9 protein-coding genes are annotated in these 11,645 nt (G+C 71.3%); 8 read left to right on the top strand and 1 reads right to left on the bottom strand.

Features of this window, described 5'->3' with window-relative positions:
- Positions 1–336: 336 nt before the first annotated feature.
- Positions 337–888 carry a DUF1697 domain-containing protein gene (locus QMK24_RS25200; RefSeq protein WP_283469055.1) on the bottom strand — a complete coding sequence of 184 codons (552 nt, stop codon included), beginning with the start codon at positions 886–888 and terminating at the stop codon, positions 337–339.
- A 167-nt stretch (positions 889–1,055) separates the two neighbouring features.
- Between QMK24_RS25200 and QMK24_RS25195 the strand changes: the two genes are divergently transcribed.
- The 8 genes from QMK24_RS25195 to argF all read left to right on the top strand — a co-directional run bounded on the left by QMK24_RS25195 (position 1,056) and on the right by argF (position 11,619).
- Entirely contained in the window at positions 1,056–2,390 is a 1,335-nt protein-coding gene (locus QMK24_RS25195; protein ID WP_283469054.1) for an AAA family ATPase, read from the top strand.
- Between the two features lie 10 nt (positions 2,391–2,400).
- Positions 2,401–2,760 (top strand): nucleotide pyrophosphohydrolase, encoded by a 360-nt coding sequence (locus QMK24_RS25190; RefSeq protein WP_283469053.1) that lies wholly within the window; start codon positions 2,401–2,403, stop codon positions 2,758–2,760.
- A gap of 120 nt (positions 2,761–2,880) precedes the next feature.
- The gene (locus QMK24_RS25185) at positions 2,881–3,390 is read left to right on the top strand and encodes a DUF6099 family protein (RefSeq protein WP_283469052.1); all 510 of its coding nucleotides are present in this window, start codon (positions 2,881–2,883) and stop codon (positions 3,388–3,390) included.
- 569 nt (positions 3,391–3,959) lie between these two features.
- Positions 3,960–4,871, top strand: coding sequence for a homocysteine S-methyltransferase (mmuM, locus tag QMK24_RS25175; protein ID WP_283469051.1), 912 nt, complete (start codon positions 3,960–3,962; stop codon positions 4,869–4,871).
- Between the two features lie 115 nt (positions 4,872–4,986).
- Positions 4,987–6,558, top strand: coding sequence for a 3' terminal RNA ribose 2'-O-methyltransferase Hen1 (locus QMK24_RS25170; RefSeq protein WP_283469050.1), 1,572 nt, complete (start codon positions 4,987–4,989; stop codon positions 6,556–6,558).
- Entirely contained in the window at positions 6,555–9,131 is a 2,577-nt protein-coding gene (locus tag QMK24_RS25165) for a polynucleotide kinase-phosphatase (protein WP_283469049.1), read from the top strand. The genes QMK24_RS25170 and QMK24_RS25165 overlap by 4 nt, the downstream gene beginning before the upstream one ends.
- Positions 9,132–9,309: 178 nt before the next feature.
- Positions 9,310–10,533, top strand: a complete 1,224-nt coding sequence (locus QMK24_RS25160; protein WP_283469048.1) for an arginine deiminase — start codon at positions 9,310–9,312, stop codon at positions 10,531–10,533.
- 87 nt (positions 10,534–10,620) lie between these two features.
- Positions 10,621–11,619, top strand: a complete 999-nt coding sequence (gene argF / locus QMK24_RS25155) for an ornithine carbamoyltransferase (RefSeq protein ID WP_283469047.1) — start codon at positions 10,621–10,623, stop codon at positions 11,617–11,619.
- Positions 11,620–11,645: the final 26 nt, after the last annotated feature.

Genomic DNA, 11,645 nt, shown 5'->3' with positions numbered 1-11,645 from the left:
GTGTCCGCCCGTCGTCCAAACCCTCACCAGACCGCAACGGGCTACCCAACGTCACCATGGAAGAAACCATCGAAACCCATGCGCTCAGGCGTCTGACCAGCAGCGTTGCACTAACTCACCGGCATTGGCCTGAGCTGCAGTTTTATTCACCTCGACCCGGGGTGACATGTTTTCGCTCACGCATCACGTCGAATGCGTCGCGATCCTGGCCAAGGCGGCCTGACGCGCCAGGGGTGACTCCCTCGGGCCGATCTTCCTCCGGGCGGACGGGCTCGGTCCGGCGTGCTCGGTCCGGCGTTCGGGTCCTGCGTTGCGGACGGGTGTTCCAGGCGGGGCCTACTCCGCTGCCATCGCGGCGAGCTTGGTCACGGTGTTCCAGTTGCGGGCCGTCGCGGTCACCCCCAGCTTCTTGTCGGTGAAGAGCAGGGCGAGACGCGATTTGTGCACGCCGTCCGGCAGATGCAGATAGATCTCGGTCGGGGCCTTGGGGTCGGCGAGCCGGAACTCCTCCGGCGCGTAGGCCGCGGGATCGATACCGGCCAGCCGCTCCGGCGCCGGCGGCCCGGACAGGAAGGTCACCAGGAACCGGGACGTGTCGATGCCGTCCATGGCGAACGGATTCCGGTCGACCACCCGCTGGATATCGGCGCCCTCCCGCACGAGGCAGCGGATGGTGAGCCCCAGCTCCTCCTTGATGCGCGCCTCCAGGGAGGTGGTCAGTTCCGCCGGATCGGCCCGGGGGTGGCCGAAGACGGCGTTCCCGCTCTGGAGATGGGTCCGTACGTCCGTGCAGTCCAGTCCGGCCAGCAGCTCGCGCAGGGTCTGCATCGGTACCTTGTTCTTGCCGCCCACATTGATCCCGCGGAGCAGCGCCACATAGCTCGTCACGCCGCCCACCGTAGAGCAGGGCTCTGACAGCGGTCAGTCGCCGGCCGTCGGTCGCCGGCCGGAGTCGGTGACTCCCATGGAGATCATCCTCCCGGGCTTCGCCCGTTCGGAGGACGCCGGGCTGACGTAACGGTTCGCCACCGCGAAAGCTGACTACGTTCACCGATATGAATATGACGAGTGCGCGTCCCGCCGTTACGGAACTGCGCTTATCCGCCTTCAAGTCGCACCGCGGTGCGAGCTTCGCCCTGGGTCCGCTCACCCTGCTCGCCCGGGCGAGCGGACCCAGGAAGTCGAGCGTGCTGGAGGCGCTGACCGCGTTGGGGAGGCTCGCGGGCGGCGAGACGCTGGGCGCCGTGTTCGACGGGACCGGCGGGCCCGAGGGGCGGGAAGAGGCGGGGTGCGTGCGCGGCGGGGCGGCGGCCTGCGTGCCGCAAGGCGCGCAGCCGGACACCGAAGGGCGGCGTGGATTCCGGATCGGCTGCACCGTGACCGGTCCCGTCGGACCGGTCCGGCTGGATGTCGCCGTACAGGCGGAGCCCGAACTGCGCATCGTCGGCGAGCGGTTGACGGGTGCGGGGGAGACCTTGCTGACCACCGCGTTGCGAGATCCGGGACGGCGCACCGTCCAGGCGGCCTGGCACACGGCGGGACTGGTGCCCGTCACCCGTGCGCCGCTGCCCGACGATCTGCTGGCGACGGCGCTGCTGCCGCTGCGGGTCGCGGGACGGACCGAGGGCCAGCGCCTGGTGCTGGCGGCGGTCGAGCAACTGGTGATGGCGTTACGGGGGGTGTTCCCCGTCGCCCCCCGGCCGGATGCGATGCGGGCGCCGGTGGACACGCGGGACGGGATGCTGCGCAGCGGGTGCGAGAACCTTTCGGCGGTCCTGGCCAGGACCGAGGGCGAGTGCCGTACGCGGCACGCGGCGCTGGTACGGGCGATGCGGGCGGTCTGCAGCCCGCCGGTCGACGGGCTGACCGTCCTCCGGTCGCGGCTGGCCGGAACCGATCGCGGGCCGACGCTGGAGGCCGTGATCGCGGCGGTGGACCGCGGGCCGCTGGGGCTGGTGCCGGTGGACCGGCTGGGGGACGGGGAACTGCGCTTCCTGGCCATGGCGTTGGTCCTGCTCACCGGGCCGGGAGTGCTGGAGGTCGACACGAGCGCAGAGCTCCTTCCCGCCGCCCAGGTGCTGACCGTGCTCAGCGACGGACTCGACTTGGGACTGGACCGCCGGCAGGCCAGGGAACTGCTCGCTCTCGCGGGCATGGCGGCGGAACGCGGCCACATCCGGCTGCTGGGAGTGGTGCACGACGCCTCGGTCGCCGAGGGTCTCGGCGGGGTGTCGGTCATCGATTTCGTCCCCTCGCGGCGGCCGGGGAACGCGGAGCCAGGGGAGGCGGAGGTCGAGGCGGTGGCAGGTGCCGGGGCCGGCGCCGCTTCGGGGGCCGGTGCTGGGGCCGGTGAGCGGGTGCCGACGCGGTCGGCGCCCACCATGCGGTAGACCTGTGCGGATGAGCGAGGATCTGCGAGCACTGCAGCACCGCCTGGCCGCCTTCGCGGCGGCCAGGCGCTGGCAGCAGTACCACGTACCCAAGAACCTGGCCGCGGCGCTGAGCGTCGAGGCGTCCGAACTGCTGGAGATCTTCCAGTGGATGACTCCGGAGGAGGCGGGGCGGGTGATGGACGACGCCGGGACCGCCCACCGGGTGGAGGACGAGGTGGCGGACGTCCTGGCGTATCTGCTGCAGTTCTGCGAAGTGCTGGGGATCGATGCGCTCAAGGCCCTCGCGGCGAAGATCGACTGCAACGAACTACGCTTCCCGGTGCCGTCGGAGGACGAAGGGCCGGGCACTATTCACTCGACCGGGTGACCGGATTATCCACAAACGGCGGGTTGTCCACAGGCGCGGAGACCCCCCCTTCCGTTCGCAGCCACCGACCGTCACTCTGGGTGATGGGACGGTAGCCCGGAGCGGTAGGGGGAGCACATCATGGACGCGGTACGGCTCATCATGGCCACCCGGCACGCGCTCGAACAGGCGTGGCAGGTCCAGGATCTGATCACGGAGGCGTGGCAGGCGCAGGCGCTCGCGGAGGCGGTGGGCGGCCATCTGGCCCTGCACGGGCCGCCGGAGCTGCGGGCCGCCGGGTTCTCGGTGTGCGAGGCGGGCGGCGGCCGGGGCTGCGGACCGGTGGGGGTCCCTGGCCCCCGGATGGACGCCGTCCGGGCGGCGATACTCACCGGCGTGCGGGAACCGGCCCGTGCGCTGACGGAGTTGCGGGATCTGCTGTCGGAGCTGGGGGCGGCGCTCGTCGGGGTGGCCTGCTCGGCGGACGACGAGGCGGTGTACTGGCAGTGCATCGACGCGGTCGACGCCGCCGAGGATTCCAAGGACCGGGTCTGCGCGCTGCTCCGCGCGGTCGGGGAACGGCCCGGGGAACGGCCCGGGGAACGGACGTCGGAGGACGGGTCGGGGGAACGGCCGGGGGACCGGATATGACAGCTCGCGACGGGTGCCGTGGGGCGGCCCACCGGATGGCGAGGGTGGGCCGCCGGCCGGTCAGGCGGGGCTCATGAAACGGACCCTGGCTCACCCCGGACCAGGTTGCGCTCGCCGGCCGACTGCAGATCGGCGTCGAGCCCGGCCAGGTCGGCGTTGAGCGAGGCCATCAGCTCCTCCATCTGCTGCAGCAGACCTTTCGGGAGCCGGTGCGGGCGGATGGGCCCCGGCTCCCGGCCCGGGCGCGGTCTCCTGGGACATGGCGGCCTCCTTGGGCCCTGGGGCCGGGCGGTCCGGCTCCGCCCGAGCCAACGATCACGCGCCGCCCCGGTCACTGTGGTTTTCCCCCGTGGGGAGGCGATGCAGTGGATATTCACCAGCCGGGGCACAAGATCGGTGCACCGTACGCACGGTTGACGCGCGGGGCGGTCCGGCGTGGAGGATGGGAGCCATGGATCTTCACCTCGTCACCGACCGCTGAACCCTGACCCGGCCCGGCCCGGCCCGGCCCGGCACACGAAGAGTCCGGCACACGAAGACCCGGCCCGGCACACGAAACGAGGAGCATCATGCCGCCCGACCTCACTCTGGGCACCCCGCTCGTCCTGGACGGCGGGCTGTCCAACCAGCTCGCCGCACAGGGCTGCGACCTGACCGATCCGCTCTGGTCGGCCCGGCTGCTGGCCGACGCACCCGAGCAGATCGAGGCGGCGCACGCAGCGTATGTCCGGGCGGGAGCGCAGGTACTCATCACGTCCAGCTACCAGGCGACCTACGATGGCTTCGCCCGCCGGGGGACGGGACGCGAGGCGGCGTCGGCACTGCTGCGCAGCAGCGTCGACCTGGCGCGGAGTGCCGCGGGCGGCCGTGGCGGCATTCTGGTCGCGGCGTCCGTCGGCCCGTACGGGGCGATGCTGGCGGACGGCAGCGAGTACCGGGGGCGGTACGGGCTGAGCGTGCGGGAGTTGGAGCGCTTCCACCGGCCGCGGATCGAGACGCTGGCCGAGGCCGGTCCGGATCTGCTCGCCCTGGAAACGGTGCCGGACATGGACGAGGCGGAGGCGCTGCTGCGCGCGGTGGAGGGGATCGGCCTGCCGGTCTGGCTCTCGTTCAGCATCGACGGGGACCGGACCCGCGCCGGGCAGCCGATGGAGGCCGCGTTCGCGCTGGCCGCCGGGCGGGACGAGGTGATCGCCGTCGGCGTCAACTGCTGTGCCCCGCATGACGCGGACCGTGCGGTGGCGGTCGCCGCGGAGGTTTCCGGCAAGCCCGTCGTGGTCTATCCCAACAGCGGCGAGGAGTGGGACGCACAGGCCCGGCAGTGGCACGGCGGCGCGACCTTCGAGGCCTCCCGGGTCCGTGACTGGGAGTCGGCGGGCGCCCGTCTGATCGGCGGCTGCTGCCGGGTGGGCCCCGCGCAGATCGCCGAACTGGCGGAGGTGATGCGCCAAGAGGCCCACGGCCTGTCCGACGGATCATGAACGGTCCCATTTCCCCCAGCGGTAGCTGGGGGAGCCTTGACCGCCCATGATCGGTCGAACAGGCCCTGGCCAAAATGCCTGGTGGCGGCGGGTGAACGCGGCGATACTCGGGCGTGTGTTCCTGACGATATCCCTCACCGGCAGCGACGAGCGTCCCGCGACGGACCTCGGATTCCTGCTGCACAAGCACCCGGAGAGGGCCCAGGCCTTCTCGACCTCCTACGGCGCCGCGCACGTCTTCTACCCGGAGGCGTCCGCGCGGACCTGCACGGCCGCGCTTCTGCTGGAGGTAGATCCGGTGGCGCTGGTGCGGCGTGCGAAGGGCAAGAGCCGGAGCGGCGCGCCCGATGCCGCGCTCGCGCAGTATGTGAACGACCGGCCGTACGCGGCTTCGTCCCTGCTGGCGGTGGCGTTGCGCACGGTGTTCTCCAGCGCGCTGCGGGGCGAGTGCCGCACCCACCCCGAGCGCGCTGCGGCCCCGCTGCCGCTGCGGATCGAGGTGCCGGTGCTGCCGGCCCGCGGCGGTGCCGCGCTGGTGCGGGCGCTGTTTGAGCCGCTCGGCTGGACCGTCGGGGCCGAACCGGTGGCGCTGGACCCGCAGTTCCCCGAGTGGGGCGACTCGCGGTATGTGCGGCTGACGCTCGAGGGCGAGCTGCGACTGTCCGACGCGCTGCGGCATCTGTATGTCCTGCTGCCGGTCCTCGACGACTCCAAGCACTACTGGATCGCGCCCGACGAGGTCGACAAGCTGCTGCGCTTCGGTGAGGGCTGGCTGGAGAACCACCCCGAGCAGCAGTTGATCGCCAGCCGCTATCTGTCCCGCCGCTGGGCCCTGACCCGCCAGGCCATGGAGCGCCTGGAGCTGGCCCGGCTCGCCGACGCCGACGACATCGAGGTCGAGGAGATCGACAACGCGGTAGACGAGAGCGCCGACACCGAGGACCGGCCCGTGCCGCTGGCGGCCCAGCGCCGGGACGCGATCCTCGAAGCGCTGCGCTCCGCGGGCGCGGCCCGGATCCTGGACCTCGGCTGCGGCCAGGGCCAGTTGGTCGGCGAGCTGCTGAAGGACGTCCGTTTCACCGAGATCATCGGCGTCGACGTATCGGTACGGGCGCTGAACGAAGCTGGCCGCCGGCTGCGCCTGGAGCGGATGGGCGAACGGAAGGCAGCCCGGGTCAAGCTCCTGCAGGGCTCTCTCGCCTACACGGACGCGCGGCTCAAGGGATACGACGCCGCCGTGCTCAGCGAGGTCATCGAGCACCTCGACCTGCCGCGGCTGCCAGCCCTGGAGTACGCCGTTTTCGGCTCCGCGCGCCCCGCGACCGTCGTCGTCACGACCCCGAACGCCGAGTACAACGTGCGCTGGGAGACGCTGCCCGCCGGACACGTCCGGCACGCGGACCACCGGTTCGAGTGGACCCGTGCGGAGTTCCGCGAGTGGGCGGACCGGGTCGCGCGGCGGCACGGATACGACGTGGCGTACGTACCCGTAGGACCGGACGACCCCGAGGTCGGCCCGCCGACGCAGCTGGCCGTCTTCACCCGGACCACCCAGCGGACCGCACAGCTCACGCAGACCCCGCCGCAGCCCGAACAGACCCCGCAGCCCGAACAGACCCCGCAGCCCGAACCGGCCGAGCAGTCCGAACCGACCGAACAGATCCCGAAGGAGGAGTCGGCCGCATGACCAGCAAGCGCACGCTTCCCGTGACCGACCTTTCCCTTGTGGTCCTGGTCGGAGCGACCGGCTCCGGCAAATCGACCTTCGCCGCCCGCCACTTCAGGCCCACCGAGATCCTCTCCTCCGACTTCTGCCGCGGCCTGGTCAGCGACGACGAGAACGACCAGGGCTCCAGCGGTGACGCCTTCGACGTCCTGCACTACATCGCGGGCAAGCGGCTCGCCGCCGGGCGCCTCACCGTCATCGACGCGACGAGTGTGCAGAGCGAGAGCCGCAAGCAGCTCGTCGACCTGGCCCGTCAGTACGACGTGCTGCCGATCGCGATCGTCCTCGACGTGCCCGAGCAGGTCTGCGCCGCGCGCAACGCCGCGCGCCCCGACCGGGCCGGGATGCCCAAGCACGTCATCCAGCGCCACCAGCGCGAACTGCGCCGTTCCCTGCGCGGCCTGGAGCGCGAGGGCTTCCGCAAGGTGCACATCCTGCGCGGTACCGAGGAGATCGACGGTGCCGAGATCGTGCTGGAGCGCCGCTACAACGATCTCCGGCACCTGGGCGGCCCGTTCGACATCATCGGCGACATTCACGGCTGCCGTTCCGAGCTGGAGACCCTGCTCACGAAGCTCGGCTACACCCTGGAGCGCGACGCGGCCCGACGCCCGGTGGGCGCCGCGCACCCGCAGGGCCGCACTGCCGTGTTCGTCGGCGACCTGGTCGACCGCGGTCCCGACAGCCCCGGTGTGCTGCGCCTCGTCATGGGCATGGTCGCCGCCGGCACCGCGCTGTGCGTGCCCGGGAACCACGAGAACAAGCTCGGCCGCTATCTCAAGGGCCGCAAGGTGCAGCACACCCATGGCCTCGCCGAGACCATCGGGCAGCTGGAGCAGACCGCCAAGGAGGAGCCGGAATTCGGCGCCAGGGCGCTGGAGTTCATCGAGTCGCTGGTCAGCCACTATGTACTCGACGAGGGCAGGCTCGTGGTCTGTCACGCCGGCCTGCCCGAGAAGTACCACGGCCGTACCTCCGGCCGGGTCCGCTCGCACGCGCTCTACGGTGACACCACCGGCGAGACCGACGAGTTCGGCCTGCCGGTCCGTTACCCGTGGGCCGAGGACTACCGGGGCCGCGCCACCGTCGTGTACGGGCACACCCCCGTCCCGGACAGCTCGTGGATCAACAACACCATCTGCCTCGACACCGGGGCGGTGTTCGGCGGGAAGATGACCGCGCTGCGCTGGCCCGAGCGCGAGCTCGTCGACGTGCCGGCCGAGCGGGTCTGGTACGAGCCGGTGAAGCCGCTCGTCACCGAGGCACCGGACGGCCACGACGGACGCCCGCTCGACCTCGCCGATGTCACGGGCCGCCGCGCCGTGGAGACATCACAGCACGGCCGGGTCGCGGTCCGTGAGGAGAACGCGGCCGCCGCACTGGAGGTCATGAGCCGGTTCGCGGTCGACCCGCGGCTGCTCGCCTACCTGCCGCCGACGATGTCGCCCTGCGCGACGTCGCAGGAGTACGGCTATCTGGAGCACCCGCGCGAGGCCTTCGCCGCCTACCGCGCGGACGGCGTGCGCCAGGTGGTGTGCGAGGAGAAGCACATGGGATCGCGCGCGGTCGCGCTGGTCTGCCGCGACGCCGCGGTGGCGCAGGCGCGCTTCGGGATCACCGAACCGGGGGTGAGCGGCACGCTGCACACCCGCACCGGCCGGCCGTTCTTCGACGACCAGGAGGTCACCGAGCAGATCCTCGCCCGGCTGCGGGAAGCGGTCACCGCCGCCGGACTCTGGGACGAGCTGGAGACGGACTGGCTGCTGCTCGACGCCGAACTGATGCCCTGGTCGCTCAAGGCGTCCGGCCTGCTGCGCCGGCAGTACGCCGCCGTGGGCGCCGCCTCCGGCGCGGTGTTCCCCGGCGCGATCGCCGCCCTGGAGGCGGCCGGGGCCCGGGGCACCGACGTGACGGACCTGCTCGCCCGCCAGCGCGGCCGGGCCACCGACGCCGCCGCGTTCACCGACGCCTACCGGCGTTACTGCTGGATCACCGACGGCCTGGAGGGAGTGCGGCTCGCGCCCTTCCAGATCCTGGCCGCCCGGGGCCGCAGCCTGGCCGCGCTCCCGCACGATGAGCAGCTCGCGCTGATCGACCGGCTGGCCGCGAACGACCCGACGGGCCTGCTGCAGTCGACCCGCCGCCGCGTCGTCGACACCGGCGACGACCGGTCGATCGCGGCGGGCACCGACTGGTGGCTGGAACTGACCGGCGCCGGCGGCGAGGGCATGGTCGTCAAGCCGCTCCAGGCCCTGGTGCGCGGCGGGAACGGACGGCTGGTGCAGCCCGGCATCAAGTGCCGGGGCCACGAGTACCTGCGGATCATCTACGGTCCCGAGTACACCCGCCCCGACAACCTCGCCCGGCTCCGTTCCCGGGCCCTGGGCCACAAGCGCTCGCTCGCGCTCCGCGAGTACGCGCTCGGCCTGGAGGCGCTGGACCGGCTGTCTGCGGGCGAGCCGCTGTGGCGCGTCCACGAGGCGGTTTTCGCGGTGCTCGCCCTGGAGTCGGAACCGGTCGACCCCAGGCTCTGACCACTGTCCAGCCCGGCCGGGCGGGCTCACGGACGAGCCCGCCCGGCACCTGCCCGGCACCTGCCCGGCACCTGCCCGGCACCTGCTCCGGCATCGGCCCGGCACCGAAATACCGGCCGACACGTCCATCCGGTGCCGGGGCGTGCGAGGCGCCCGTGAGAGGGGAAGGACTGTGTCCATGGGCTTTCACGTGGATTCCGAGGCCGGGCGGCTGCGCCGCGTCATCCTTCACCGACCCGACCTGGAGCTGAAGCGGCTGACCCCGTCCAACAAGGACGCGCTGCTCTTCGACGACGTGCTCTGGGTGCGCCGGGCGCGCGCGGAGCACGACGGCTTCGCGGACGTGCTGCGCGACCGCGGGGTCGACGTCCACTTCTTCGGTGACCTGCTGCGGGAGGCGCTGGCGGTCCCGCAGGCTCGCGCGCTGGTGCTGGACCGGGTCTTCGACGAGAAGGAGTACGGACCGCTGGCCACCAGTCATCTGCGCGCGTCCTTCGACGAGCTGCCCGTGCCCGACCTGGTCGAGGCACTGGTCGGCGGGATGACCAAGCGCGAGTTCCTCGACCGGTTCGCCGAGCCGACCTCGGTGCTCTTCCACGCCATGCGGCTGGACGACTTCCTGCTCAAACCGCTGCCGAATCACATCTTCACCCGCGACACCTCCGCCTGGATCTACGACGGGGTCAGCATCAACGCGATGCGCTGGCCGGCCCGGCGGCGCGAGACCGTGCACTTCGAGGCGATCTACCAGCACCATCCGCTGTTCGCGGGCGGCGGCTTCCACATCTGGTCGGAGGGTCAGGCGGCATATCCGTCCACCATCGAGGGCGGCGACGTCCTGGTCATCGGCAATGGCGCGGTCCTCATCGGCATGAGCGAGAGGACCACCCCGCAGGCGGTGGAGATGCTCGCACAGCGGATGTTCTCGGCCGGTTCCGCGACCACGATCGTGGCGCTGGACATGCCCAAGAAGCGGGCGTTCATGCACCTGGACACCGTGATGACGATGGTGGACGGCGACACGTTCACCAAGTACGCCGGGCTGGGGATGCTGCCCTCGTACACGATCGAGCCGGGCGTGGAGGAGCGGGACCTGAAGGTCACCGACCATCCCGCGGAGCACATGAACCGGGCGATCGCGGCGGCACTGGGCCTGGACGACATCCAGGTGCTCACCGCGACGCAGGACGTGCACGCGGCGGAGCGCGAGCAGTGGGACGACGGATGCAATGTGCTCGCCGTCGAGCCGGGGGTGGTGGTGGCCTACGAGCGCAACGTCACGACCAACACGTTCCTGCGCAAGCGCGGCATCGAGGTGATCGAGATCCCGGGCAGCGAGCTGGGACGGGGGCGCGGCGGCCCGCGCTGTATGAGCTGTCCCATCGAACGCGACGCGGTATAGCGCGGATAGCGCATAGGGGACTGTATAATCATGTCATTCGTCGTATAGACTTCCAAGGTCTTCCGCCGCCGCTACCCAGGAGTCCCCATGGCCATCGACCTCACGGGTCGTCATTTCCTCAAGGAGCTGGATTTCAGCCCCGAGGAATTCCGCTACCTGGTGGAGCTGGCGGCACAGCTGAAGGCGGCCAAGCGTAAGGGGACCGAGGTCGGACGGCTGGCCGGGAAGAACATCGCGCTGGTCTTCGAGAAGACCTCGACCAGGACCCGGTGCTCGTTCGAGGTCGCGGCGGCCGACCAGGGCGCCAGGACCACGTACCTCGACCCCTCCGGCTCGCAGATCGGGCACAAGGAGTCGGCCAAGGACACCGCCCGGGTGCTCGGCCGGATGTTCGACGGCATCGAGTACCGGGGTGCGGGACAGGAGATCGTCGAGGAACTCGCGCAGTACGCGGGCGTACCGGTCTGGAACGGTCTCACCGACGAGTGGCACCCCACCCAGATGCTCGCCGACGTGCTCACCATGTCCGAGCACAGCGACAAGCCGCTTGACGGGATCGGCTACGCGTACCTCGGCGACGCCCGCTACAACATGGGCAACTCGCTGCTGGTCACCGGCGCGCTGCTCGGCATGGACGTACGCATCGTCGCGCCCCGCCAGCTGTGGCCGCAGGAGTCGGTGATCGCCGAGGCCCGCCGCCTCGCGGAGCGCACCGGCGCGCGCGTCACGCTCACCGAGGACGTGTCGGAGGGTGTGCGCGGCGTGGACTACGTCCACACCGACGTGTGGGTGTCCATGGGGGAGCCCAAGGAGGTGTGGGACGAGCGGATCGAGCTCCTCGGCCCGTACGCGGTGACCATGGATGTGCTCCGCGCCACCGGCAACGCGGACGTGAAGTTCCTGCACTGTCTGCCGGCCTTCCACGACCTGGGGACGAAGATCGGCCAGGAGATCTACGAGCGGCACGGCCTGACCTCGCTCGAAGTCACCGACGAGGTCTTCGAATCCGCGCACTCCGTCGTCTTCGACCAGGCGGAGAACCGGATGCACACCATCAAGGCGATCCTGGTGGCCACGCTGGGCTGACGCCCCGACTCCGCCACGGCCCCCCC

Origin of the sequence: Streptomyces sp. PH10-H1 (assembly GCF_030063355.1) — a bacterium.
Taxonomy (GTDB): Bacteria; Actinomycetota; Actinomycetes; order Streptomycetales; family Streptomycetaceae; genus Actinacidiphila.
Note: the sequence above shows the minus strand (reverse complement) of the source record. Positions and strands in the feature narration are given on the sequence as shown.